The 23,288-nt window shown below is 70.8% G+C and carries 24 protein-coding genes; 13 read left to right on the forward strand and 11 right to left on the reverse strand.

What is annotated here, in order from left to right:
• Positions 1–3: 3 nt before the first annotated feature.
• A complete protein-coding gene (locus tag JHW38_RS17620; protein WP_207522622.1) occupies positions 4–762 on the reverse strand; it encodes a fimbrial biogenesis chaperone in 759 nt (252 codons plus the stop codon).
• Between the two features lie 10 nt (positions 763–772).
• A complete protein-coding gene (locus JHW38_RS17625) occupies positions 773–1,276 on the reverse strand; it encodes a Csu type fimbrial protein (protein ID WP_207522623.1) in 504 nt (167 codons plus the stop codon).
• Between the two features lie 346 nt (positions 1,277–1,622).
• Here JHW38_RS17625 and JHW38_RS17630 point away from each other — a divergent pair, with 346 nt between their 5' ends.
• The 4 genes from JHW38_RS17630 to JHW38_RS17645 all read left to right on the forward strand — a co-directional run bounded on the left by JHW38_RS17630 (position 1,623) and on the right by JHW38_RS17645 (position 8,647).
• Complete coding sequence (locus JHW38_RS17630; RefSeq protein WP_207522624.1) at positions 1,623–2,888, forward strand: hypothetical protein; 1,266 nt, start codon at positions 1,623–1,625, stop codon at positions 2,886–2,888.
• A gap of 465 nt (positions 2,889–3,353) precedes the next feature.
• Positions 3,354–5,915: a glycerol-3-phosphate 1-O-acyltransferase PlsB gene (gene plsB / locus JHW38_RS17635; protein ID WP_207526414.1), complete on the forward strand. Its 2,562-nt coding sequence runs from the start codon at positions 3,354–3,356 to the stop codon at positions 5,913–5,915.
• Between the two features lie 108 nt (positions 5,916–6,023).
• On the forward strand, positions 6,024–7,220 hold the full coding sequence (locus JHW38_RS17640) for a hypothetical protein (RefSeq protein ID WP_207522625.1): 1,197 nt from the start codon (positions 6,024–6,026) through the stop codon (positions 7,218–7,220).
• 131 nt (positions 7,221–7,351) lie between these two features.
• On the forward strand, positions 7,352–8,647 hold the full coding sequence (locus tag JHW38_RS17645) for a hypothetical protein (RefSeq protein WP_207522626.1): 1,296 nt from the start codon (positions 7,352–7,354) through the stop codon (positions 8,645–8,647).
• Positions 8,648–8,847: 200 nt separating this feature from the next.
• Here the strand turns inward: JHW38_RS17645 and JHW38_RS17650 are convergent, their stop codons facing one another.
• The 4 genes from JHW38_RS17650 to JHW38_RS17665 all read right to left on the reverse strand — a co-directional run bounded on the left by JHW38_RS17650 (position 8,848) and on the right by JHW38_RS17665 (position 11,051).
• Positions 8,848–9,471, reverse strand: coding sequence for a hypothetical protein (locus tag JHW38_RS17650; protein WP_207522627.1), 624 nt, complete (start codon positions 9,469–9,471; stop codon positions 8,848–8,850).
• Positions 9,472–9,482: 11 nt separating this feature from the next.
• Positions 9,483–10,112, reverse strand: coding sequence for a hypothetical protein (locus JHW38_RS17655; RefSeq protein ID WP_207522628.1), 630 nt, complete (start codon positions 10,110–10,112; stop codon positions 9,483–9,485).
• On the reverse strand, positions 10,109–10,723 hold the full coding sequence (locus JHW38_RS17660; RefSeq protein WP_207522629.1) for a hypothetical protein: 615 nt from the start codon (positions 10,721–10,723) through the stop codon (positions 10,109–10,111). Before JHW38_RS17660 ends, JHW38_RS17655 begins: the two co-directional genes overlap by 4 nt.
• A gap of 118 nt (positions 10,724–10,841) precedes the next feature.
• Entirely contained in the window at positions 10,842–11,051 is a 210-nt protein-coding gene (locus JHW38_RS17665; protein ID WP_207522630.1) for a YdcH family protein, read from the reverse strand.
• A gap of 144 nt (positions 11,052–11,195) precedes the next feature.
• Here JHW38_RS17665 and ttcA point away from each other — a divergent pair, with 144 nt between their 5' ends.
• From ttcA to JHW38_RS17680, 3 genes are all read left to right on the forward strand, one after another.
• Positions 11,196–12,101, forward strand: a complete 906-nt coding sequence (ttcA, locus tag JHW38_RS17670) for a tRNA 2-thiocytidine(32) synthetase TtcA (RefSeq protein WP_207522631.1) — start codon at positions 11,196–11,198, stop codon at positions 12,099–12,101.
• Positions 12,102–12,271: 170 nt separating this feature from the next.
• On the forward strand, positions 12,272–13,183 hold the full coding sequence (locus tag JHW38_RS17675) for a recombination-associated protein RdgC (RefSeq protein WP_096376396.1): 912 nt from the start codon (positions 12,272–12,274) through the stop codon (positions 13,181–13,183).
• Positions 13,184–13,421: 238 nt separating this feature from the next.
• Positions 13,422–14,216, forward strand: coding sequence for a M48 family metallopeptidase (locus tag JHW38_RS17680; RefSeq protein ID WP_207522632.1), 795 nt, complete (start codon positions 13,422–13,424; stop codon positions 14,214–14,216).
• Positions 14,217–14,283: 67 nt separating this feature from the next.
• Here the strand turns inward: JHW38_RS17680 and JHW38_RS17685 are convergent, their stop codons facing one another.
• From JHW38_RS17685 to JHW38_RS17695, 3 genes are all read right to left on the reverse strand, one after another.
• Positions 14,284–15,150: an alpha/beta fold hydrolase gene (locus JHW38_RS17685; RefSeq protein ID WP_428995258.1), complete on the reverse strand. Its 867-nt coding sequence runs from the start codon at positions 15,148–15,150 to the stop codon at positions 14,284–14,286.
• Positions 15,151–15,345: 195 nt separating this feature from the next.
• Positions 15,346–16,350: a ferrochelatase gene (gene hemH / locus JHW38_RS17690; protein WP_207522633.1), complete on the reverse strand. Its 1,005-nt coding sequence runs from the start codon at positions 16,348–16,350 to the stop codon at positions 15,346–15,348.
• Between the two features lie 87 nt (positions 16,351–16,437).
• The gene (locus tag JHW38_RS17695) at positions 16,438–16,821 is read right to left on the reverse strand and encodes a hypothetical protein (RefSeq protein WP_207522634.1); all 384 of its coding nucleotides are present in this window, start codon (positions 16,819–16,821) and stop codon (positions 16,438–16,440) included.
• A gap of 235 nt (positions 16,822–17,056) precedes the next feature.
• On the opposite strand from JHW38_RS17695, the gene JHW38_RS17700 reads away from it, so the two are divergent.
• The 5 genes from JHW38_RS17700 to JHW38_RS17720 all read left to right on the forward strand — a co-directional run bounded on the left by JHW38_RS17700 (position 17,057) and on the right by JHW38_RS17720 (position 20,444).
• Positions 17,057–17,989 (forward strand): lipid-binding SYLF domain-containing protein, encoded by a 933-nt coding sequence (locus JHW38_RS17700; RefSeq protein WP_207522635.1) that lies wholly within the window; start codon positions 17,057–17,059, stop codon positions 17,987–17,989.
• 193 nt (positions 17,990–18,182) lie between these two features.
• Complete coding sequence (gene tatA / locus JHW38_RS17705; protein WP_207522636.1) at positions 18,183–18,410, forward strand: Sec-independent protein translocase subunit TatA; 228 nt, start codon at positions 18,183–18,185, stop codon at positions 18,408–18,410.
• Positions 18,411–18,464: 54 nt separating this feature from the next.
• Positions 18,465–18,968, forward strand: a complete 504-nt coding sequence (gene tatB, locus JHW38_RS17710; protein ID WP_207522637.1) for a Sec-independent protein translocase protein TatB — start codon at positions 18,465–18,467, stop codon at positions 18,966–18,968.
• On the forward strand, positions 18,955–19,740 hold the full coding sequence (gene tatC, locus JHW38_RS17715; RefSeq protein ID WP_207522638.1) for a twin-arginine translocase subunit TatC: 786 nt from the start codon (positions 18,955–18,957) through the stop codon (positions 19,738–19,740). Before tatB ends, tatC begins: the two co-directional genes overlap by 14 nt.
• Positions 19,737–20,444, forward strand: coding sequence for an RDD family protein (locus JHW38_RS17720; RefSeq protein WP_207522639.1), 708 nt, complete (start codon positions 19,737–19,739; stop codon positions 20,442–20,444). Before tatC ends, JHW38_RS17720 begins: the two co-directional genes overlap by 4 nt.
• A 35-nt stretch (positions 20,445–20,479) precedes the next feature.
• Here JHW38_RS17720 and JHW38_RS17725 read toward each other — a convergent pair whose 3' ends face one another.
• Both JHW38_RS17725 and JHW38_RS17730 read right to left on the reverse strand, forming a co-directional pair.
• Positions 20,480–21,409 (reverse strand): hypothetical protein, encoded by a 930-nt coding sequence (locus tag JHW38_RS17725; RefSeq protein ID WP_207522640.1) that lies wholly within the window; start codon positions 21,407–21,409, stop codon positions 20,480–20,482.
• 87 nt (positions 21,410–21,496) lie between these two features.
• Positions 21,497–22,222: a glutamine amidotransferase gene (locus tag JHW38_RS17730; RefSeq protein ID WP_278249799.1), complete on the reverse strand. Its 726-nt coding sequence runs from the start codon at positions 22,220–22,222 to the stop codon at positions 21,497–21,499.
• A gap of 119 nt (positions 22,223–22,341) precedes the next feature.
• Between JHW38_RS17730 and glyQ the strand changes: the two genes are divergently transcribed.
• On the forward strand, positions 22,342–23,274 hold the full coding sequence (gene glyQ / locus JHW38_RS17735; protein ID WP_207522641.1) for a glycine--tRNA ligase subunit alpha: 933 nt from the start codon (positions 22,342–22,344) through the stop codon (positions 23,272–23,274).
• The last annotated feature ends 14 nt before the right edge of the window (positions 23,275–23,288 follow it).

Genomic DNA, 23,288 nt, shown 5'->3' on the forward strand with positions numbered 1-23,288 from the left:
GCTTCAGCGAGCCGGCGGGTCCAGCGCCAGCGCCTGCTCGTTGGGTTCGCCATTGATCCTCGCTTTCAAGGTGCCCGCGCCGTGCAGCGGGTCGGCCGGCACGCGCAGCGGCCAGCGCATGCGTTGGCCGGCCAGGGCATAGCCGAGCAGCCCCGGCGCCAGCGCATGGCGCGCGCCTTGCGCATCGACGAACACCGCATCGGCCAGTTGCGCGCGGCGGTCGCCGCGGTTGTCCACCGACAGCCAGGCTTGCGCTCCTTCGAACTGGAACTGCGCGCGCAGCTGCGGCGCGCCCGCGGCGCCGTCGAGCGGGGCCAGGAACACCGGCACCGAATAGCGCAGCACGAATTGCAGGCCGGTTTGCTCCGGGGTCTGCGCCGGCGGCAATTCGTCGACGATCAAGCGGTAAGCGCCTTCGCGCGCGGGCGGCGCGCCGAGCCGGATCACCCGCACCAACTGGCGCGCGCCGGGCGCGAGTTCCAGCATCGGCGGGCTGATCGCCAGGCCGGGGTCGGGTTCGAGCCGCTCCTGGCCCTCATTCTGGGTCCAGCGGAACACCCGCACCTGCGCGCGCAGCGTCTCCTGGCCGGTGTTGCTGAGCCACAACGCGTCGGCGGGGCGCTCGCGGCTGAGGGTCAGCGTGGTCGGCGTGACCTGCAGCCCGGCGGCGGACGCCGCGGCGCCCGCGCCGGCCAGCGCGGTTGCGAGCGCGAGCCGGGAAGCGAGGCTGCGGAAGGGTGCTGCGCGCCGGCCGCCGCCCATCGCGCGGCGGTCAGTAGGTGATCGTGGCGATCACCACGTCATTGTAAGTACCAGCGGGAAAGTTGGCGCTGGGCGTGCGCCCGTACACCGGGATGTTGACCGCGGCGCCGGTGCCGCTGCCGGCCAGCACGTTGCCGCCCGCGCCGACGGTGCTGCCCCACACGTCGGTGGGGCCGCGCGCGGCGGCGCGGTAGAGCTGGTATGGCACCAGGTTGGCGCCGTTGGCCATCTTGCGGCTGTTGACGTCGGTGCCGTTCTGGCCGTTGTCCAGGCCGATGGTGTAGGCCGTGCCGGGCGTGCAGTTGACGGTCAGCTGGCCCTGCTGGTCGACGTTGGTGGCGCTGGACGACACGCTGCCGAAATTGACCGGCAACGGCGCGGTGGTGTGGATGTCGCAGACGCTGGTGATGGTGATGGTGACGTTGAGGTTGGCGGTGTCGGTCGCCGCGAACGCGGGGCCGGCGGCGGCCAGGGCGACGACAGCGAGGAACAGACGGCTCGGGGTAAGACGCATGGTCGTTCTCCTGCGCACGCGGCGCATTAGGCGGGCGAGCTTTTGTGCCGGTTCTGCCTGTTTAGAACGCATAAAACATGCCAGAGCCGGCACCTTAACCAGCTGACTGACGGGCAAGGGTGATGCCTTTCACGGGATGGGGGAGCGCACCTGTTCAGCCGCATATTTGCGATGCGAATCACAAAACATGAGTGACGTATCTGGACTTCCGTACTCGACCCGTGCCGTCGCTAACTGTGCGTTCGCGTCGTAAAAGTGAGCGAGCGTGAGCGGCCCTTGTGCGCCGGCGAGGGCGACGCCAAGATGCCGGTCCGCGGATGCGCTCCGCGCCAGAGCCTCCGCCCGCATGCCTCTCGTTCGACGCGCCAGCGCTGCCGTGCTGACGATCGCCGCTGTGCTGGCGGCGGCCGGTTGCGGCCCGGAACCGGCCCCGGCCGACGCGGTGCCGACCTTGCCGGCGCAGGCGGTGACCCAATTGGTGTCCGACCTGCGCCGCAACGACCTGGCCGCCTACGCGCGCCACGCGGTGCCGCCGGAACTGCACCAGCGCCTGGAAACCGCCTGGGGCGAGGGCCGTACGGTGTGGCCGCTGACCGAGCTGCCGCTCGACGACCGCTTTCCTTCCTTCATCGCCGCGCTCGCCGAGCAGGACGCCGAACGCAAGCTGGTGGCGACGTATCGCCGCCAGTTCGCCGGCGCCGGCAGCGAACTGCAGTCGGCGGCCAAGACGCTGGGGCTGTTCGCGAGCCAGTACGTGCGCAGCGAGCCGGGGTACAGCGACACCGAGCGCGATCACCATGCGCAGTTGATCGAAGCGATCAGCGGCTGGGCGCAATCGGCTCCGCTGGGCGATTCGCAGCGGGCGCGCGAGGCGATACCCCAGTTGGTGTCGGCCGCGCGCGCGACCGGGCTGGCCGCGCCGGGCGCGTTCGCCAAGGCCGGCATGGACCGCAGCCTGCGCCGGCTCGGCCCGTTCGTGGAGCGGCTCAAGCAGGTGCTCGGCGAGTACGGCCTGAACCTCGATGCGGCGCTGGACAGCGTTGATGCGACCCTGGACGTGCAGACCGGCGACACCGCCAAGGTGCGCATCCGCTATCAGGTCGGCGGCCAGCCGGTCGATGCCTATGTGCTGGTCGAGCGCATCGACGGCCGCTGGTACCTCAGCGACGTGCTGCGCCATGCCCGCGCCGAGGCCGAGGCGCCGGTGCAGGCGGCGCCGTCGGGGACGATGGCGCAACGGCTGGCGGCGCTGGCCAAGGTGCAGGCGCAAGCCCGCGCGCCTGCGGCGGTGGCGGCCAGGCCGGCGGGGGTCGCTGCGCCGGCGACGGCGCCGGTCGATCCGGTCGCGCCGCCTGCGGCGGATGCGCGCCCGGGCCCGGGCACGGTCAAACCGGCGCCGGCTGCGGCATCGGGCGACGCCCTGCCGGCCGCGCGGCCAGCGGTCGCCGAGTCCAAACCGGCCGAGACGCCCGAAACCAAACCCGCCAGCGCCGGCAAACCGGTCGCGCCCGAGGCGAAAGCTGCCGGCAAGAACGTTCCGCCCGAGCCCAAGCCCGCCGCCAAGCCGGCGGCCCGGCCCGGCGCCGCCGGCGAGCCGCCCAAACCGCGCTGAGCCGCGCCGGCCGGCGCGGCGGGTGACAACGGTGTCGCCATCCGGGGCAGCCGGTGGTCCCGTCGCCGGCGGCCTGCGCCGCGGCCCGCGGTCCGGGGCGCGGTTCCGGGCCGAATAGGCATAATGCCGGCAATGCCGAAACAGACGCCCCTGCCTTTCCCCGACGCCGCGGCGGCCGATGCCGCAGCGGTTCCGGACCGCGCCGCGCCGGCCGCGACGGATCCCAGCGATCCCGCCGCCGCCGCGGATCCAGGCAGCGACAACGCAAATCCAGTCACATCGAACATGCCCCAAGCGTCCGTTCCGAACACTTCCGATCCGTCTGGTCCCGTGCCCGCCGAGGGCGACGCCGTCGCCCGCGCGTCCGCCGCCCAGGACGAGCCCATCGCCGCTCCGGGCACCGCCGAACCGTCGCCTGCGCCCGACCCGGCCGCCGAACACGACCCCGAGCAGCCCGAACTGCCGATGCCGACGCCCGTCGCCGCCGCGTCCGCCGGCGCCGGCCCGTCCGCGCCCGCGCCGCGGCCATGGTGGGCGCGCCTGCTCGGCAAGCTGATGGCGCCGTGGGTCGCGCTGACCGTCGAGCCGAAGAACCCGCAGCAGCACGTCGCCGAGCAATGGCAGGGCCGCCCGGTCTGCTACGTGCTGGAGGACTACGGCCTGTCCAACGCGCTGATCCTGGAGCGCGCCTGCCTGGAAAGCGGCCTGCCGTCGCCGCTGCAACCGCTGCCGGGCGACCCGCTCGGGCGCAAGCGCGCCTATGTCGCGCTGTCGCGGCGCAACGCCGGCACCCTGGCGCCGGCCGGCCCGCCGTCGGCGAAAACCCATTCGGGTTCGCTGGCGCGGCTGCTCGACGCGCACCGCGTCGATCCGCACCTGGACGTGCAGCTGGTGCCGGTGTCGATCTTCGTCGGCCGCGCGCCGGACCGCACCAGCGGCTGGTTCTCGGTGCTGTTCTCGGAGAACTGGACCCTGGTCGGCCGCTTCCGCCGCCTGCTCGCGATCGCGCTCAACGGCCGCCACACCACGGTGCGGTTCTCACCGCCGGTGTCGCTGCGCGGCATCGTCGACGAAGGGCTGGAGCCCGAACGCACGGTGCGCAAGCTCTCGCGCGTGCTGCGCACCCACTTCCGCCGCATCCGCGCGGCGGTGATCGGGCCCGACCTGTCGACCCGGCGCATGCTGATCGACCGCGTGCTCGCCAGCGACCCGGTCAAGGAAGCCATCGCCGACCAGGCCCGCCGCGACGGCACCGACGCCGCCGAGGCCTGGAAAAAGGCCCACGCGATGGCCTACGAGATCGCCGCCGACTATTCGCATCCGGTGGTGCGCTCGGCCAGCTTCCTGCTCACGCCGGTGTGGAACCGCATCTACCGCGGCGTGCTGGTCCATCACCTGGACCGGCTCAAGCAGGAAGCGCCCGGCTTCGAAGTGGTCTACGTGCCCTGCCACCGCAGCCATCTGGACTACCTGCTGCTGAGCTATTTGCTCTACACCAAGGGCATCGTGCCGCCGCACATCGCCGCCGGCGTGAACCTCAATCTGCCGGTGGTCGGCACCATCCTGCGCAAGGGCGGCGCGTTCTTCCTGCGCCGCAGCATCCGCGGCAGCGCGCTGTATTCGGCGGTGTTCTCCGAATACGTGGCGCAGCTGGTCGCCGGCGGCTACTCGATCGAATACTTCATCGAAGGCGGGCGTTCGCGCACCGGCCGGCTGCTGCCGCCGAAGGGCGGCATGCTGGTGATGACCGTGCGCGGCTTCCTGCGCCAGCCGACCCGACCGGTGCTGTTCCAGCCGGTCTACATCGGCTACGAGAAGCTGATGGAAGGCAACAGCTACCGCGACGAACTGTCGGGCAAGCCGAAGGAAAAGGAATCGATCTGGCAGCTGCTGTGGGGCATTCCCAAGGTGCTGCGCTCCAACTACGGCCAGGTGGTGGTGAACTTCGGCGAGCCGATCAAGCTCGGCGACATGCTCAGCGAGCATGCGCCGGAATGGGACGGCCGGCCGCTGGAGGAAGACGACAAGCCGCAGTGGCTGTCCGATACGGTCGACGCGCTGGCCCAGCAGATCCAGGTCAACGTCAACCGCGCCGCCGACGTCAACCCGATCAACCTGCTGGCGTTGGCGCTGCTGTCCACGCCCAAGCACGCGATGGGCGAAGCCGACCTGCTCGCGCAGATCGCGCTGAGCAAGACCTTGCTGGCCGAACTGCCGTACTCCGACCGCGTCACCGTGACCCCGCACACGCCGCAGGAAATCGTCGCCCACGGCGAAGAGATCAACGTGCTCGAGCGCATCGCCCATCCGCTCGGCGACGTGCTCGGCGTGGACGAGGACAAGGCGGTGTTGCTGAGCTACTTCCGCAACAACGTGCTGCACCTGTTCACCGCCGCCTCGTGGATCGCCTGCTGCTTCCAGCACAACCGGCGCATGAGCCTGGCCGGCGTGCTGCGCCTGGGGCGCAGCGTGTATCCGTTCCTGCAGGCCGAGCTGTTCCTGCCGTGGAGCGAGGACGAATTCGCCCAGCGCCTGGCGCGCACGGTCGATGTGTTCATCCGCGAAGGCCTGCTCGAGAAGGTCAGCGACGACGACGGCGGCATCCTCGCCCGCAACGCCGGCCAGACCGACGAAGTGTTCCGCCTGCGCGCGATCGGCCATTCGCTGCAACAGGCGTTCGAGCGTTACTACATCGCCATTTCGGTGCTGGTGAAGAACGGCCCGGGCACCTTGTCGGCGGCCGAACTCGAAAGCCTGTGCCAGCTCGCCGCGCAGCGTTTGTCGCTGCTGTACGCGCCGGCCGCGCCGGAGTTCTTCGACAAGACCCTGTTCCGCGGTTTCATCCAGAAACTGCGCGAACTGCGGCTGGTGTGGCCCGACAGCCAGAGCAAGCTGGCGTTCGACCAGCGCCTGGACGCGTGGGCCAAGGACGCCAAGGTCATCCTCGGGCGCGAGCTGCGGCATACGATCGAGAAGATCAGTCCGGAGATGGCGGCGAAGCCGGCGGCGCCGGAGGCGGGCGGCTGAACGCGGCGCGGCCGTCCGTGCGGGCGGCCGCGCTTGTCGCGCATCGGGTTCGCGCCGATACTGCGCGCGCCTCTCTCTAGGGAGAGAGGTTTCACAGGGGAAATCCATATGCTCAAGTTCACCGCTTTGGCGGCGGGCGCGTTCGCGCTGCTGTCGTGCGCAGACTGCAGCGCGGCCGACGAGGCCGACGGCTACCGTCCCGAACGCGCGGCGATGGCCGCGCAGATGCCGGTCTACCTGGTCGTGCTCAATTCGCGGGTGCGGCCGCAGATCGACTATCCGCGCATGGTCGGCGGCAACGTCTATATGCCTCAGCCGTATTACCACAACAACGTCCCGGGCCTGAGCGTGGGGCAGGCGGCGCTGGCCAACGCTCTGGGCGCCGCGCTGGCCGATGCGATGATCTATGCCGAGGCCAAGCAGCGCGCGGCCGCGGCGTATGCGCCGGTGGTCGGCGGCCGCTGCGATCTGGAGATCGCAGCGCCGTTGCAGCAGACCTTGCGCGAGGCGATGGCGCGCGCGCCGTGGGGCGCGAACGTCCAGCCGATTCTGATCGACGGCGACGTCGAGGACTGGGACAAGCAGATTCCCAAAGACCGGCCGCGCCAGGTCTTCAGCGTGAGCGCCAGCCTGACGCCCGGGCTCGGCGCGCTGCTGACCTCGGTGGATCTGGCGGCTTATTCGCCCGAAGGCGGAGGGTCCGGCTCGTCCTGGCAGAAGAAGCCGTTGTGGCAAGACCGGTTCATCGTGGTCTCCGATGTCGTGGCCCTGCCTGCCAAGAGCAACGCCGACCGGGCGCGGATGGCGGCGCAGGAAGACGCGCGTTATGCCGAAAGCGGCGATCTGGCGGTGGTGGCCAAGGTTGCCAAGGACATTTACGGCGCGGGCAAGTCCGAACGCATGCGCGCTACGGCCGCCGATCGCTTGCACAAGCGCAACCTCAAGCTCGCGCGCGAGGCCGATTGGTCGCTGCTGACCGAAGGCCCGCGCCGAGGCGAGTTGTGGAGCCAGGACGATTGCGCGCCGATGCGCGCCGCCGTCGCGGCCGCCAGCGGCGAACTCGGACGCATGCTCGACGACCTGTACGCGCAGCGCTTGCCGCCGCGCCTGCAGGCCAAGCACAAGACCAAGGACGATCCCCCGGAGGCGCCGGGCGAGCGCAAGATCCGGGCGTTGCCGGGCGGCGTGTATGTGTCGCGCAACGAGGGCGGCACCACGCCGTTGGCCTATCGCTATCAACTGCTGCCGCAGGAGAAGGAACAAGGCCAGGACCAGGCCCAAGCCCAAGCCCAAGCCCAGAATTAAGACCGAGTGCGCGGGCGGCGCCGGGCGCGCCGCCCGCGTTCCTCGCAGCGGACGGGCGCACCTGATAGTCGTCACTGCGCCCGGTGGCGCGCGCGGGGTACCATCGTCCGACTCCGCACCGGCTACCGCCGATGTCCTCCTCCGCTTCCGCCGCCGACCTCGCTTCTGCTCCGTCCGCCCCGCTGCAGCCGGCCGACAGCGAGCGCCTAGGCCCCGGCGCCTGGCGCGAAATCCCCCTGCTGACCGCGCGCCTGCTGTGGCGGCACTGGCCGGCGCTGGCGTTCTGGTTCTTCGCCCAGCGGCTGTGCTACGGCCTGCTGATGGACCTGGCGGTCAAGCTCGGCGAGCGTTCGCTGCTGCTGTCGTTCGCGTCCCTGTCGGTGCTGATCGTCACCCAGCTGGCCGGCACCATCTTCATGTTCCAGTCGCTGCGGCCGTCGCTGCCGATGCTGGCCGGCGGCGCCGCGGTGCCGGATACGCGGGTGGTGCGCAAGCAGTGGATCACTTCGCTGGCGATCGCGTTGCTGCCGTTCTTCGCCTACTACGTGGGCTGGGGCCTGATGGAGGATCTGCGCCGGTCGTTCATCACCGAATACATCTTCAGCGTGTGGGAGAAGGAAGACTTCCGCCACGTGCTCAAGCTCAAGGGCCTGTGGATCGCGCTGGCGGCGGCGTGGGCGGTGCGCTGGTTCAGCAAGCGCCGCGCGGCGGCGACCGGGCATGCGTCGTGGAACGTTTTGGCGACCGTGTGCGAGGCGTACTGGGTGTTCGTCGGCGTGGCCGCGATCGGCCAGGCGATCAAGGGCGGCAAGGATTGGTGGCACGAACGCGCGGTGTACGTGGCGGTCGGCGATTGGTGGGAAAGCCCGACCGCGCTGTTCAAGACCCTGGCGCCGACCAAGCGCGCGCTGGCGCCGGTGTGGGATTTCCTCAGCACCGCCGGCGGCGCGATCGCGCTGCCGCTGATCTGGCTGGCGATCACCGCGATTATCTACGGCATCGACCTGCGCAAGGCGCAGCGCATCGACCAGGCCGACGAACAACTGGGCCGCGCGGTCGCGCGCTTCAAGTCGATGCATTTCACTCTGCGCATGCTCGCCGACAAGGCCAGCGCCGGCTGGACCAGCAAGGGCGTGCCGGTGGTCAACAGCCTGCGTTTGGTGTTGCGCGCGGGTTTGCCGGCGCTGCTGACGTTGTGCGTGTGCTGGCAGCTGCTGGCGTATCTGGATTCGTGGTCGTGGCACTGGATGCAGCAGTGGGTCGGCCCGAAGGATCCGGATTGGCAATCGGTGGAAGGGCAGGTCTACGCCGCCTTCCTCAACACGCCGCTGTCGTTCCGGCCGTCGCTGTTCACCGATGTGCTGCGGGTGGTGCTGCTGGCGGCGACGTTCGATCGCGCCATCGCGCGCTTGCCGCGGGCGGTTTGATCCGAAGGCACGGCTTCGCAGCCGCATCGCGATGAAGCCCTGGATCCCCGCGTTCGCGGGGATGACGGTCTGCAAGTGGCGCCGCGAAACCCACCTCACGTCATGCCCGCGAACGCGGGCATCCAGGGCTTCACCGAGGCATGACTCCGAGGTCTTGGACCCCCGCCTTCGCGGGAACGACGTACCGAGCGAGCCGCCGACTACAACGCGAATTCGAGATAACGCCCGTCGGCCTTGCCCGAGTACCGGAACTCGATGCGCGCACGCAGATCGCCCAGGCGCTGCCCGCGCGGCAACACGAACGCATGCTGGAACGCGAACGGCCGTCCCGGCACCGCCAGCACCTGCTTGAACGAATCGTCGTAGCCGCTGCCGCAGGTGCTCGGCAGGCGCGGGCCGGACAGGCGCGGCAGCGCGCCGGCGCCGGCGTTCCAGCGCCGGCCCTGGGCGTCGACGATGGCGCCGACGCAGGTGTCCAGGTCGCGGGTCTTGGCGCCCGAATCGGGGATCACTTCATAACGCAGCAACACCACTTCGGCGTCCTTGCGCAGCGGGCCGCGCAGGCGCGGGTCGCGCGGCGCCAGCGATTCGGCCGCGACCAGTTTCCAGCGCGCGCCGTTGAACGCGGTCCAGTCGTTCTTGTTCGCCGCCACCGCCACGCTGGGATTGCGTTCGCGGTAGCGCTGCAAGGCGTCGCGATACGGCAGCCACAGCGCCAGCGCACCGACCACGGCGGTGCCGATCAGCCACAGCGCGTTGCGCCGCCACCAACCGGCGGGCGGCGCGGTCGCGGAAGCATCGGCGGCGGAAGAAGTCGTCGTCATCGCAGGGCCGCTCACATCCGCAGGTCCAGAACCGGTTTGGCCTCGGCCAGCAGCTTGCGCGCGGCCGCCTTGTCGAGCTTCAGGTCGACATCGACGAGGCTGTCGCCGCCGACCGGCAGCAGGCTGCCCCAATACAGCTGCAGGTGCGCGCCTTCGAGCTGGTCCGGCGGCAGTTCGAAGAACCACGCGCCGCTCTCGGGCAGGCCCGGCGCGAGCTCGCGCTGGTTGAGGGTGAAGCCGGGCAGCTTGGGCCGGTCCGGGCTCGACGCCACGTAGACCAAGCCGTCGCGGGTGCGGATCTGCGCGCTGAGGTACCCCGGCCGCTGGGTCGCCTCGACCTTGGCCAGCACCGACAGCCACACGCCCGCGCTGCGCAGGGTGCGGTCTTCGGGATGGGCGAAATCGCCCTTGAGCAGATACGCCTGGGCGACCTTGAGCCGGCCGACCTCGACCGCGAAATTGCGCCCGGCCGCGCGCGCCGCCGGCGCCGATTGCAGCAGCGGCGCGTCGCGCTGCTCGTAGCTGGATTCGCCCTTGCGCAGCGCCACCACCGCGGCCAGCGCCAGCACGATCCACAGCGCGTCGCGCCAGCGCCAGCGCGGCAGGCGCGCGCGCGGCGCGGCCGGCGAGGGCGCGCTCATGGCGCCACCCGGCGGTCGCGCAGGTCCTGCACGGCCAGCTTGAAGCTCGCCGCGGGCTTGTCCTGCAGCCAGGCGCCTTCGTCGTTGAGATAGGCCTTGGCCTTGTAGTCGCGGCCGAACAGGCCGAACAACTGGGTCGGCGCGTACGCGTAGTCCGGCGGCAGCTTCCAGACCAGGTCGACGCGTTGTTTCAGGCGCGGGTGCAGGTCGGCGAGCAGGCTGTGGTCGTCCGCGGCCAGCGGCAGCCCGGCCTTGACGATCTCGCGCTTGGGCCCGACCAGGATCAGGTCGTCGAGCAGATAACCGTGGCTGTTGAAGCTGCGCCCGGTGCGGTTCTCGACCTCGGCCTGCAGCACCAGGTACAGCTGGCCCGGCTCGATCCGCCCGCCGGGCTTGTAATAGGCGACCCAGGCGCTCAGCGGCGTCACCGCCATCGCCCCGGTCTGCACGCGCTTGCCGGCCGGATACTGCGGCAGCGGCTTGGCCCTGGCCTTGGCCGGCTCGAATCCGCCGAGCGCGAATACCGCGATCAGCGCGACCGCGGCGACGGCCGCGAGGGCCTGCCACCACGGGTTGCGCGCCGCGCCGATCAGTTCGTCCTTATTCGCCATGCCGGGGCCCGTTGCGAGTGCGCGCACCGTAGCACGAGGGGACGGGGCGGCTGCACCCGGGGACGTCACCAGGGGCGCATGACAGCTGCCATGCCGGCGCGCGCGGACGCGCTGCGGCTCAGGCCGGTTCGTCGGGGATCAGCGCGCTTTCGAGCCGGGCGATGCAGTCCTTCAGCCACAGCTTGCGCTTCTTCAGGCGCTTGACCGTCAGCTCGTCGGCCTGCGGGTCCAGGCCGAGGCGGTCGATGGCGGCGTCGAGATCGCGATGCTCCACCCGCAGGTCGGCGAGCTGGCGGGCGATTTCGGCGGCATCGGCACTGGCGGTCATGGCCCTGAGCTTAAACCGCCGCCGTGTCCGTCGTCATCGGCCGCCGCGCGCAGGGCGCAAACCCTTGCGGCGGTTGGCTTGCGGCCCGCGCGCGGCGGCGTCCGGGCCGTGTTCACCGACCCTTGGCGTAGAATCGGCGGCCTGATGAGTACCGTCCTGCCTCTCGCCGAACCCGTCCGCCGCGCCCGCGCCGCCGACCCCGCCGCCACCGATGTCGGCCGCCTCGGCGCGCGCCTGCGCCACCAGGTCGGCCGCGCCATCGCCGACTTCGGCATGATCGAAGAAGGCGACAAGGTCATGGTCTGCCTGTCCGGCGGCAAGGACAGCTACACCCTGCTCGACATCCTGATGCAGTTGCAGAAGAAGGCGCCGGTGAAGTTCGAGCTGGTCGCGGTCAACCTCGACCAGAAGCAGCCGGACTTTCCCGAGCACGTGCTGCCGCAGTACCTCGAATCGGTCGGCGTGGCGTACAAGATCCTCGAGCAGGACACCTACTCGGTGGTCACGCGCGTGGTGCCGGAAGGCAAGACCATGTGCTCCTTGTGCTCGCGGCTGCGGCGCGGGGCGCTCTATACCTACGCGGCGGAACAGGGCTTCACCAAGATCGCGCTCGGGCATCATCGCGACGATCTGGTCGCCACGTTCTTCCTGAACCTGTTTTTCCACGCCAAGCTCAGCGGCATGCCGCCGAAGCTGCTGTCCGACGACGGCCGCCATGTGGTGATCCGGCCGCTGGCTTACGTGCGCGAGGACGACATCGTCGAATACGCCGCCGCGCGCCGGTTTCCGATCATTCCGTGCAACCTGTGCGGTTCGCAGGAGAACCTGCAGCGCAAGCAGGTCAAGCGGATGATGGACGCGTGGGAACGCGAGACGCCCGGGCGGCTGGAAATCATCGCGCGCGCGCTCGGCGATATCCGGCCGTCGCAGCTCAGCGATCCGAAGCTGTTCGATTTCCTCGGCCTGGGGCAGGCCGGCGGCGCGGCGGCGCAGGCGCCGGTGTGGCTGGACGAGGCCGGCTCCGACGATCCGGTCGCGCAGATCGGATGATCCATCGTTTCATCGCACCGTCGTTCCCGCGCAAGCGGGAACCCAGGGCGTTACGTGCGGGAACGCACGAGGTCTCCGGATTCCCGCTTGCGCGGGACTGACGACACACGGCAGGCGCGGCACCCGCGACGCCGATTCCCGATTTCCCCTTTCCTATTCCCGGTCTCTGAATGTTCTTTCGCAATCTCACGTTCTTCCGCTTCCCCACCACCCACGACCTGAGCGAACTCGACAAGGGTCTCGAAGAATGCCGGCTCAAGCCGGTCGGCCCGCTGGAACTGTCCTCGCGCGGCTTCATCTCGCCGTTCGGCCGCGCCGATGAGGAAGCGGCGATCAGCAACCGCATCGGCAGCGCGATCTGGCTGACCGTCGGCGGCGAAGACCGGCTGCTGCCCGGCGCGGTCGTCAACGACATGCTGGCCAAGAAGCTGGCCGAGATCGAGCAGAAGGAAGGGCGCAAGCCCGGCGGCCGCACCCGCAAGCGGCTCAAGGACGAGCTGATCACCGACCTGATGCCGCGCGCCTTCATAAAGCCCAGCCGCACCGACGCGATCATCGATCTCGAACACGGGCTGGTGATCGTCGACAGTTCCAGCCGCAAGAGCGCCGAGAACGTCATCAGCGAAATCCGCCGCGCGGTCGGCAGCTTCCCGGCGCTGCCGCTGAACGCCGAAGTCGCGCCGCGTTCGATCCTGACCGGCTGGGTCGCCGGCGAGCCGTTGCCGGACGGGATCATGCTCGGCGACGAGTGCGAACTGCGCGATCCGGTCGACCAGGGCGCGGTGGTCAAGTGCCAGCGCCAGGAACTGGAGAGCGACGAGATCGCCAAGCACCTGGAGACCGGCAAGCAGGTCACCCGCCTGGCGCTGAGCCTGGACGACCACGTGTCGTTCGTGATCGGCGAGGACCTGATCGTGCGCAAGTTCAAACTGCTCGACGGCGCTGTGGACCAACTCGAACACAGCGACGGCGACGGCCTGCGCGCCGAGCTCGACGCGCGCTTCGCGCTGATGAGCGCGGAAGTGAAGCGCTTGTTCGTGGTGATGGAAAAGGCGTTGAAGCTGTCCAAGGTCGAGGCCTGAGTCTCGCGTGGGTCGCGGGTGCGGCGCGACCTGCGGCAACGCGGTCGCGGCTCGCGCCGCTCCTGCAGGTCTAAACGCCGGCTTCGGCCGCCCCCTGTAGGAGCGGCGCAAGCCGCGACCGCGACACCGCAGCGACGACGAACCCCGCCGCACCGCGCGCACCGCCCGCAACCGCGCCGCGCCGTCGCAAAACTCCCGCCGCATCGCGCTATGCTTCGCGCATGGCGGTCCCCCACCCATGAAAAGCCTCCTGCGCCTGCTGACCGGCACGCCGCAGGCCGCGCCGCGCAGCGTGTCGCGCGAGACCGTCGCCATCGTCCTGGCCGACGGCCGCAGCGTCGAGGTGCTGCGGGTGCGCGACCCGCGCGCGCGCCGGATCAAGCTCAGCGTCGACGAGCGCGGCCCGCGCCTGACCCTGCCGCTGCGCGCCAGCGAGATCGCCGGCACCCGCTTCGTGATCGAGCACGGCGACTGGCTGCTGGCGCAGATCGCCCGCGCCGGCACCGATGCGCCGGGCCTGCAGCCGCACGTCACCGCCGCGCTGCCGCTGCGCGGCGCCGAGGTGCCGCTGCGCTGGCAGGCCGCGCGCTACCTGCGCATCCAGGCCGGCGACGACGCGATCGAGATCGCCGCGCCCGAAACCGTGGCGCTGAAGTCGTTGCAGCGCGCGCTGCGCGATTTCTACGAAGGCCAGGCCCGCACCGACGTCGGCCGCTGGCTGCCCAAGTACCTGCCCGACCTGCCGCGCGCGCCCTCGCGCCTGCGCTACCGGGTGATGTCCTCGCAATGGGGTTCGCTGGCGCCCGACGGCGCGCTGTCGCTGGACCTGTCGCTGGTGCTGGCGCCGCCGGCGGCGTTCGAATACGTGCTGGTGCACGAGCTGTGCCATCTGATCCATGCCGACCATTCGCGCGCGTTCTGGCGCGAGGTCGAGCGGCGCTGCCCGGACTGGCGCGACGAACGCGAGTACTTCCGCGCGTCCGGGCGCGCGCTCAAGGCGCGGCTGCGCAAGCTGATCGCTGCCGACGACTGAGCGGCGGCGATCGCGCTTCGGCGCAAGCGCGCGCGGCGCTCAACGCCCGCGGTTCAACGCCCGCGGTTCAACGCGACAGGAACTCGCGGAACAGCTCGCCGACCATCTGCGGCTGCTCCATATGCAGATGGTGCGTCCCCGGCCGCACATGCAGCTCGCCCTCGCGCAGCAGCGTCGCGCGCTCGCGCCGCACCGCGTCGGGCATGTAGCTTTGCGCCGGGTCGGCCCAGACCATGCAGGTCGGGCTGTCGATCGCGCGGATCAGCGCGCGCATCTGCGCTTCGCTCATGCGCAGCGCCGAGGTCAGGGTCAGGCGCGGATCGCTGCGCCAGACGAAACCGGCCGCGCCGGCGTCGCTGCGCACCGGCGCGACGCCGCGTTCGACCAGCAGGCGCGCGGGCGCTTCGCTGAGGTTGTTGGCGATCATGCGCGCCTTGACCGCGGTGGCGATGTCGGAAAACACCCGCAACTGCTTGCCGCCGAGCGCGGCCATGCCGGCGAAGGCTTCGCGCAGGCGCGCGCCGACCCGCTCCTCGGGTTCCGACAGCGAGCCCAGCGCTTCGACCAGCAGCAGCCGGTCGACCCGCTGCGGCACCGCCGCGGCGACGAAGCTGGCGGTGGCGCCGCCGAGCGAATGGCCGAGCAGGTGGAAGCGCTCCCAGCCCAGCGCGTCGGCCACCGCCAGCGCAGCGCGCGCGGCGACGACCAGGCTGTACTCGCCCGCGACCGGCAGATGCGAGCTGGCGCCGTGGCCGGGCAGGTCGGGCGCGACCAGGTCGAAGCCGTCGAACCACGGCGCCAGCGGCACGTAGCTGGCGGCGTTGTCGAGCCAGCCGTGCAGCGCCAGCAGCTTCGGCGCCTGGGTGCGGCCGTTGCGCAGACCGGCGAGGCGGCCGAAGTCGGTGTCGACGACGAATTCTTGCATTGCAGCCATTACCGCATCCTGTGCTCGGGCGCGCGGCCCATGATGCCAGCGCGCGGTGACAACGCGCAGCGCGGCGGCGGGCCGCCTGCCGCTGCGCGCGAATCCGCACGCGCGGGCCGCGCGCGGTCCGTGTTCGATCGGTCCGCTCTCAAGCGGCCGCGCTCGACCGATCGGCGCTCGCCTCGCCGGCCCGCCGCCGCAGCGTCAAATCGCCGGCTTCCACCCGGCCAGTTCGCGCTGCACGATGCCGGCCAGGGCCTGCGCATGCGCGGGCGATTCGTTGAGGCAGGGGATATAGCGCAGCCGTCCGCCGCGCGCGGCGAAGTCCTCGGCCAGCATCATCGCGACTTCTTCCAGCGTTTCCAGGCAGTCCACGGCGAAGCCGGGAGCGATCACGTCGACCTGGCCGACTCCGCGCGCGGCCAGCGCGGTCAGGGTGTCGGCGGTGGACGGCTCCAGCCAGCGCTCGCGGCCGAAGCGCGATTGGTAGCTCAGGGTCCAGGCGTCGTCGGCCAGCCCCAGCGCCTGGGCGATGGCGCGCGCGCTGGCCTCGCACTGGCGCGGATACGGATCGCCGGCGGCGGCGAAGCGCTGCGGCAGGCCGTGGAAGGACATCAGCAGATGCGCGCCGGCGCCGTGCGCGGCGCGGTGGCGGCGCACCGATTCGGCGACCGCGCCGACCCAGTCGGGATCGGTGTGGTAGTCGTGGACCATGCGCTTGTCCAAACCCTCGGCCGCATCCAGCACATCGCCGACCGAGGCGGTGGTCGAGGTCGAATACTGCGGATACAGCGGCAACGCCAGCACCCGCTTGACGCCTTGCGCGCGCAACTGCGGCAGCAACTGCTTCCACGACGGCTGGCCGTAGCGCATCGCGTGCAGCACCCGCAGCTGCGGCAGTTCGCGTTGCAGCGCTTCGGCCAGGCGGCGCGTGTGCACCGCCAGTGGCGAGCCTTCCGGCAGCCACACGCTGGCGTACTTGTGCGCGACCTTGCCGCTGCGCAGCGGCAGGATCGCGAAGTGCAGCAGCGGGCACCACAGCCAGCGGCTCATGTCGACCACGCGATGGTCGTGCAGGAATTCGGACAGATAGCGGCGCACGGCCGCGGTGTTGGCGGCCTCGGGGGTGCCGAGGTTGACCAGCACCACGGCGGTATCGGCGCCGGCTGGCGCGGCGGCGGAATCGTCGGAGCTTGCGATTGCGGGCATGCGCATAGGATGACATCCGCGCGCCGCGCCGGGGCATCGATTGTCCGGATCGACCGGATCGACGGCGCCGATCGGCGGCGCAACGGTTCAGTTGACCGCGAAACCTTGGCAGCGCTCGCAGAATTCGCAGAATCGCTCCAGCCAGGGCCGGGTCGCGCTGTAGTTCAGCGACAGATCGTCGCGGTGGAAGCCTTGCGTGTCCGGTTCGTCGGTGAAGCCGCCCTCGAAGGTCAGGCGGGTGTCCGGGCCCATCTGCGGCAGGTAGCGCTCGCGGATCGCCCGGGCGATGGCGCGCGCCTCGTCGCGGTCGAACTGGACGGTGACGCCGCTGTAGTGCATCAGGATCGAACGGGTCTCGTCGCCGAGGTCGAGCGACTGGATCAGGTCCAGGGTCGGCCGCCAATGCCAGGCGTTGACGTCGAGCGTGCCGGCGCCGCCGGCGCAGTCCAGATCCCGGATCGTGAAGCCCATGACGCGTCCTCGCTGCGTACCGGCGCGAGAATGCGGCGCCGCCGCGCGCGCGTCAACGCGGCCTACAATGCCGCCATCGCGCGCCGCGCGCGTCCGCCCGTACAGTCTGCGTTCGCCGGTGATTCATTACCGCCGCACTAGCCTGAACCGATCGCCGTCGTTGCGGTCTGTACGTTCGGTCGCCGCGCTGGCGCCCTTCATCCGCAGTCCGTCCGCTTATCCGCCGGAGCCGTCCATGTCCCGTCCGCAGTCCCGCGTCCTGAGTGTTTGCCTGGCCCTGAGCCTGGGCCTGTCCGCCACCGCCGCCGTGGCCGGCCCCGACGAGGACCAGCGCGCCCGCGATGCGGTGCGCGTGCTCGGCGACATCCAGCAGATTCCCGAGTCGGCGATTCCCGACAAGCTGTTCGACGAGGCCCGCGCCATTGTCGTGGTGCCCGATACGCTCAAGGTCGGCCTCGTGTTCGGCGGCCGCCGCGGCCACGGCCTGGTCTCGGTCAAGAATCCCGACGGCACCTGGTCCAATCCCAGCTTCATGAAGCTCACCGGCGGCAGCGTCGGCTTCCAGGCCGGCGTGCAGTCCTCCGACATCGTGCTGGTGTTCCGCGGCGCGCGCGGCCTGGATTCGATCGTCAACGGCAAGCTGACCCTCGGCGGCGACGCCAGCGTGGCCGCCGGCCCGGTCGGGCGCACCGCCGCGGCCGCCACCGACGGCCAGCTCAAGGCCGAAATCTGGTCGTGGTCGCGCGCGCGCGGCCTGTTCGCCGGCGTCGCCCTCGACGGCGCGGTGCTGTCGATCGACGACGCGGCCAATCAGGCCGTGTACGGCTCCGGCAGCACTCCGCGCATGATTTTCGAGGGCCGTGCCAGTGGCCAGCCGTCGAATGCCGTGGTCGATTTCCGCGACCGCTTGGAGGAGGCCAGCGCCGCCGCGCGCGCCAAGCGCACCGCCGAGGAGCAGCGTCCGGAGCTCGGCACCACCGTGTATCCCGCGCCCGGCGTGACCGTGGCCCAGCCGGCCGGCGCCGCGACCGAGCCGGCGCGCGCGCCCGCCCACGAGCGTCTGGCCCCGGCCCAGCCGGCGCAGCCGCAGCCCGTGCAGGGCCAGCCGGCGCCGTTCCAGAGCGTGCCGGCGCAGACCAATCCGGCCAAGGTCGAGCCGCTGCCCTGAGCCTGCGAGCGCGGGCGGCGAACGCTTCGCCGCCCGGTTCAGAACCGCGGCCGGCCCGGCGACGCCCGTCCGCGCCGGCGCCGGATCGCGCCGACATGCCGAATCTGTCGTGTGCGGCAGGACCTTTGCCACATCGGCTTAAGAGCCGTTGCGGTATCCTTACCCCTTCATCAATTCAGCAGCGAGCATCGTCATGGGCGCCTGGGGCATCGGTCATTGGATCATCGTCCTTGTGATTGTTCTGCTGGTGTTCGGGACCAAGCGCCTGGGCAGCGTGGGCAAGGACCTCGGCGATGCGGTGAAGGGTTTCAAGAAGGGCATGGCCGAGGACGACGACAAGCCCGGCCAGCTCAAGGACGAATCGCGCAACAGCACCGACAGCAACGCTTCGGCGCGCAACGACGAGCGCAACCAGCGCTGATCCGGCGCTGACCGCGCCGCCGCCGCCCCGCCTTCTACGTACGGTCACGCAGGCATGTTCGACATAGGCTTCTCCGAAGTCTTCGTGATCGCGATCGTGGCTTTGATCGTGCTCGGTCCCGAGCGTTTGCCCAAGGCGGCGCGCTTCGCCGGCCTGTGGGTGCGGCGCGCGCGCGCGCAGTGGTACTCGGTCAAGTCCGAACTCGAACGCGAACTGGCCGACGAAGAACTCAAGCGCAGCTTGCTGCAGGCCCAGGACGAACTGCGTTCGGCCCAGCAGCAGCTGCGCGACGGCGACCGCGCGCTGCGCGAGGGCGTCGACGATCTGAACCGGCGCGTGGCCGGTACCGGCAGCGCCGCGGTCGAAGCGGCGCCGGCCGAAACCGCGCCGGCCGAGGCGTTGCCGCCGCCGGACGCGGCCGCGCCGTTGCCCGAGGCCGCGCCGACCGCCGACGCGGCCGTCCACGCCGAGCCCGCGCATCCCGACTACCACGGCGCCACCCAGCCGGATTACCACCGCCCCTCCACTGCACAGACGCCGAACGATGAGCGACGCTGATCCCCGCTCCGGCGATCCCAACGACTACACGCCCGAGCCGCGCCTGCTCGATCACCTGATCGAACTGCGCGCGCGCCTGCTGCGCGGCGTCGCCGGGCTGATGATCGTGTTCCTGGGCCTGCTGCCGTTCGCCAACAAGCTCTACCACTTCCTGGCCACGCCGCTGCTGGCCAAGCTGCCGGCCGGCAGCCAGCTGATCGCGGTCGAAGTGGCCTCGCCGTTCGCCGCGCCGCTGAAGCTGGCGTTCTTCGCCGCGCTGATGATCTCGATGCCGTGGCTGCTGTACCAGGCCTGGGCCTTCGTCGCGCCGGGCCTGTACAAGCGCGAGAAGCGCCTGGCCCTGCCGCTGCTGGTGTCGGCATTGACGCTGTTCTACACCGGTTGCGCGTTCGCGTTCTTCCTGGTGCTGCCGTCGGTGTTCGGCTTCCTGGTCAAGGTCACGCCGGCCGGCGTGTCGATGATGACCGACATCAACGCCTACCTCGACTTCGTCCTGGTCCTGTTCCTGGCGTTCGGCCTGAGCTTCGAAGTGCCGGTCGCGCTGGTGATCCTGGCCCTGCTCGGCTGGGTGACCCCGGCCCAGCTCAAGGAAGCGCGCGGCTACGCCATCGTCGGCATCTTCATCGTCGCCGCCGTCATCACCCCGCCCGACGTGGTCTCGCAGCTGATGCTGGCGATCCCGATGTGCCTGCTGTACGAGCTCGGCATCATCGCCGCCAAGTGGGTCGCATCCGAGCGCGCGCGCCCGGCCGACGACGCGCAGGAATCGTGAGCGCGCCCGGCGCGGCGTCGCCGCCGGCCGGGTTTTGGCCGCGTTATGCGGCGTGGTCGCTGGATGCGTTGTTAGTCGCGGCGCTGACCTGTCTGCTCGGCGCCGGCTTCTGGCGCGAACGCGCCGAGGCGGCGGCGCGCGGCTATGCCGAACTCAATGCGCGGCTGGCCGAAGCGATGGCGTCCTCGGCGCTCGACGAGCTGGAATTCGGCGGTTTTCTCGGCAGTCTCGGTACCGATCCGCAAGTGCACGCCGCCGCGGCCGCGACCGCCTCGGCGGTCACCGCGCTGGCGCTGGGCTGGCTGCTGGCTTATGCCGTCCTCGGCCTGATCCTTGAGACCGCGTTCGTCGCCTTCACCCCATGGCAGGCCACGCCGGGCAAGCGCGCGCTGCGCCTGCGCGTGCGCGCGCGCGACGGCGGCGAACTCGGCGCGGCGCGCGCGGCGCTGCGTTATCTCGCCGGCTCGTTGTCGTGGCTGACCTTCAACATCGGCCACCTGATGGCGTCCGCCAAACCCGAACACCTGGCCCTGCACGACCGCATCGCCGGCGCCAGCGTGCGCCGCGACGGCGCCGCCGCGATGCCGGCCTGGGGTTGGCTGTGGCTGGCCGCGCAGATCGCCGCGGCGCTGGCCGCCTGCGTGTGGCTGATGTGGACGCTGCAGGCGTCGCTGGAAACCGCGCTGTACGGCGGCGCGCTGTAGCCGCCGCGCTGCAGCGGTTGAAAAACCGCGGCCGCTCAGGCCTCGAACCGATCCTGCCGCGCCGGCGCCTGCGCCGCCGCGCCGCCGCCCTCGCTGTCGCCGTCTTCGGCGAACACATCGCTCCAGGCGTAATAGCAGGTGCCGCACATGACCACCAGGAACACCATGCCGTACGCGGCGAACAACAGCCATGCGAGCAAGTGGCCGAACATCGGCGCGACCGCCGAACCCAGCAGCGCCAGCACCAGCGCGGCGATGCTGACCAGCAGCCCGGCGAGCATCGCGCCGAGCATGAACAGCATGGTCGCGAACAGGTACGAGCCCAGGTTCCACAGCGACGCGCTGAAGCTGCGCTTGACCGCGTCGGACAGGCTCAGCCCGGAGAACATGATCTGCGGCACCGACACCAGCACCACCGCGGTGCTGAAGTAATAGAACAGCAGCTGCGCCAGCGCGACCAGCGCCGGCTGTTCGGCGGTCGGCACGGTGGTGATGCGGCCGGTGATCGCGCCGCGCACCATCTCCTGGTACTGCGGCCAGTAGTCCGCGCCGGTGGCCCAGATCAGCAGCGAACCGCAGATCAGCGCCAGCGCGATCTGGATCATGCCCAGCAGCGCCAGCGGCAGCGCCTTGTGCAGGCGCAGCGGCGCGAACAGGTCGCGCGCGCGGGTCGGCCGGCCGCTTTCGGCTTCGCGGATCACGTGCATCAGCCCGCCCAGCAGCACCGGCAGGATCAGCACCGCCGCCAGCGCGGCGACCGCGACGGTGGTGATCGCGGTTTCGAAGTCGGTGCTTTCGCCGAACTGCAGCGGCAGGGTGAACACGAACATCAGCAGGTACAGCACCGCGATCAGCAGCAGCGCCGCGCCGAAGATCGCGCGCGGGTTGCGCCGGCCCAGGTTGATCGCGCGCATCAGCCATTGCGCGCCGTGGGTCAGCGGCACTTTGCGGATCGAGTGGCTCATCGGCGGTGGCTCATCGGATCGGTCCCGTTGCCGGGCCCCTGGCGAAAAGAATGCGGCGCCGGCGCGGCTGCGCCGGCGGCGGAAGGCTCAGCGGCCGTGCAGCGCGCGCGCATGGCCGACGAAACGGCGCAGCACCCGGCGCGCGTGCGGCGCGGCGCTGACCTCGCGCGCGACCGTGCGCGGGCACAGGCCCTCGTTGCGCAGCGCGTCCTGGCGCGCGCGCACGTAGCCGCGCATGTGGCCGGCGCTGAATTCGGGATGGAACTGCACGCCCCAGGCGCGCTCGCCCCAGCGGAACGCATGGCAGGCGTCGTGGCCCGAGCGCGCCAGCACCGTGGCGCCTTCGGGCGCGCGCAGCACCGTCTGCAAATGCGTGGCCTGGGCCGGAAAGCTGGCCGGCAGGCCGGCGAACAGCGGGTCGGCGGCGGCGCTGGGGTGCAGCTCCAGCCGCACCGTGCCCATCTCGCGTCCGGCCGGGTGGTTGCCGACTTCGCCGCCGAGCGCGTGCGCCAGCAACTGGTGGCCGTAGCAGATGCCGAACAGCGGCAGCCCGGCATGGGCGGCCTCGCGCAGCCACTGCGCGCTGCTTTCGCTCCACTGCGCGCGGTCGGTGACCATCGCGCCGGAGCCGGTGACGATGGCCCCGGCGAAACCGTCGCGGCCGGGCAGTTCATCGCCGGCTTCGACGTTGACCACCACCGCCTCGTCCCGGTCCAGACCGGCGGCGACGCGGATCCAATGCGGAAAACCGCGGTGGCGGCGCATGGAGGGGACCGGCTGGCCGGTCTCGAGAATCAGGAAGGGCGGCTTCACGGGGCGTTGGCGGGCACGGCGGGGGGATCGCCAATAATGGACCGACAATGGGGGCAAAGTCCTGAAATTACAGGGCTCGCCGCTATACTAACCCGCTTTGCCGCAGCGCAGACCAGACCATGAGCGCGTCCGACGCACCGCCCACCGCGATCACCTTCCAGAGCATGATCCAGCGCCTCAACGCCTACTGGGCCGAGCGCGGCTGCGTGCTGATCCAGCCGCTGGACCTGGAAGTCGGCGCCGGCACCTTCCACCCGGCCACCTTCCTGCGCGCGCTCGGCCCGGAGCCGTGGAACGCCGCCTACGTGCAGCCCAGCCGCCGCCCCACCGACGGCCGCTACGGCGAAAACCCCAACCGCCTGCAGCGCTACTACCAGTACCAGGTGGCGATGAAGCCCAGCCCCGACAACATCGTCGAGCTGTACTTCGACTCGCTCAAGGCGCTCGGCGTGGACCCGCGCGTGCACGACCTGCGCCTGGTCGAGGACAACTGGGAATCGCCGACCCTCGGCGCCTGGGGCCTGGGCTGGGAAGTCTGGCTCAACGGCATGGAAGTCACCCAGTTCACCTACTTCCAGCAGGCCGGCGGCCTGGAGTGCCGGCCGGTGCTCGGCGAGATCACCTACGGTCTCGAGCGCCTGTGCATGTACCTGCAGAACGTCGACAACGTCTACGACCTGATCTGGACCTACGGCCCGGACGGCACCGCGGTGACCTACGGCGACGTCTACCACCAGAACGAAGTCGAGCAGAGCGCCTACAACTTCGAACACGCCGACGTGGCCGAGCTGTTCCACCGCTTCGACGCCTGCGAGAAGGAAGCGCAGAAGCTGATCGAACTCGGCCTGCCGCTGCCGGCCTACGACCAGGTGTGCAAGGCCAGCCACAGCTTCAACCTGCTCGACGCGCGCCGCGCCATCAGCGTGACCGAGCGCCAGCGCTACATCCTGCGCGTGCGCCGCATCGCCCAGGGCGTGGCCGAGGCCTACTTCGCCCAGCGCGAGAAGCTCGGTTTCCCGGCGCTGAAGCAAGCCGACGCAGAAGCCGCCTGACCCGCTGAAAGCCC

The organism is Lysobacter enzymogenes (assembly GCF_017355525.1).
GTDB classification, from domain to species: domain Bacteria; phylum Pseudomonadota; class Gammaproteobacteria; order Xanthomonadales; family Xanthomonadaceae; genus Lysobacter; species Lysobacter enzymogenes_C.

Excerpts from the sequence above, each read along its gene's own strand:
- JHW38_RS17700 (WP_207522635.1), top strand. The coding sequence starts at position 17,057 with ATGTCCCGTCCGCAGTCCCGCGTCCTGAGTGTTTGCCTGGCCCTGAGC.
- JHW38_RS17655 (WP_207522628.1), bottom strand. The coding sequence starts at position 10,112 with ATGAGCGCGCCCTCGCCGGCCGCGCCGCGCGCGCGCCTGCCGCGCTGG.
- JHW38_RS17660 (WP_207522629.1), bottom strand. The coding sequence starts at position 10,723 with ATGGCGAATAAGGACGAACTGATCGGCGCGGCGCGCAACCCGTGGTGG.
- tatC (WP_207522638.1), top strand. The coding sequence starts at position 18,955 with ATGAGCGACGCTGATCCCCGCTCCGGCGATCCCAACGACTACACGCCC.
- hemH (WP_207522633.1), bottom strand. The coding sequence starts at position 16,350 with ATGCCCGCAATCGCAAGCTCCGACGATTCCGCCGCCGCGCCAGCCGGC.
- JHW38_RS17685 (WP_428995258.1), bottom strand. The coding sequence starts at position 15,150 with ATGGCTGCAATGCAAGAATTCGTCGTCGACACCGACTTCGGCCGCCTC.
- JHW38_RS17620 (WP_207522622.1), bottom strand. The coding sequence starts at position 762 with ATGGGCGGCGGCCGGCGCGCAGCACCCTTCCGCAGCCTCGCTTCCCGG.
- plsB (WP_207526414.1), top strand. The coding sequence starts at position 3,354 with ATGCCGACGCCCGTCGCCGCCGCGTCCGCCGGCGCCGGCCCGTCCGCG.
- glyQ (WP_207522641.1), top strand. The coding sequence starts at position 22,342 with ATGAGCGCGTCCGACGCACCGCCCACCGCGATCACCTTCCAGAGCATG.
- tatB (WP_207522637.1), top strand. The coding sequence starts at position 18,465 with ATGTTCGACATAGGCTTCTCCGAAGTCTTCGTGATCGCGATCGTGGCT.
- JHW38_RS17630 (WP_207522624.1), top strand. The coding sequence starts at position 1,623 with ATGCCTCTCGTTCGACGCGCCAGCGCTGCCGTGCTGACGATCGCCGCT.
- ttcA (WP_207522631.1), top strand. The coding sequence starts at position 11,196 with ATGAGTACCGTCCTGCCTCTCGCCGAACCCGTCCGCCGCGCCCGCGCC.
- JHW38_RS17695 (WP_207522634.1), bottom strand. The coding sequence starts at position 16,821 with ATGGGCTTCACGATCCGGGATCTGGACTGCGCCGGCGGCGCCGGCACG.
- JHW38_RS17640 (WP_207522625.1), top strand. The coding sequence starts at position 6,024 with ATGCTCAAGTTCACCGCTTTGGCGGCGGGCGCGTTCGCGCTGCTGTCG.
- JHW38_RS17725 (WP_207522640.1), bottom strand. The coding sequence starts at position 21,409 with ATGAGCCACTCGATCCGCAAAGTGCCGCTGACCCACGGCGCGCAATGG.
- JHW38_RS17625 (WP_207522623.1), bottom strand. The coding sequence starts at position 1,276 with ATGCGTCTTACCCCGAGCCGTCTGTTCCTCGCTGTCGTCGCCCTGGCC.
- JHW38_RS17675 (WP_096376396.1), top strand. The coding sequence starts at position 12,272 with ATGTTCTTTCGCAATCTCACGTTCTTCCGCTTCCCCACCACCCACGAC.
- tatA (WP_207522636.1), top strand. The coding sequence starts at position 18,183 with ATGGGCGCCTGGGGCATCGGTCATTGGATCATCGTCCTTGTGATTGTT.
- JHW38_RS17645 (WP_207522626.1), top strand. The coding sequence starts at position 7,352 with ATGTCCTCCTCCGCTTCCGCCGCCGACCTCGCTTCTGCTCCGTCCGCC.
- JHW38_RS17665 (WP_207522630.1), bottom strand. The coding sequence starts at position 11,051 with ATGACCGCCAGTGCCGATGCCGCCGAAATCGCCCGCCAGCTCGCCGAC.
- JHW38_RS17680 (WP_207522632.1), top strand. The coding sequence starts at position 13,422 with ATGAAAAGCCTCCTGCGCCTGCTGACCGGCACGCCGCAGGCCGCGCCG.
- JHW38_RS17650 (WP_207522627.1), bottom strand. The coding sequence starts at position 9,471 with ATGACGACGACTTCTTCCGCCGCCGATGCTTCCGCGACCGCGCCGCCC.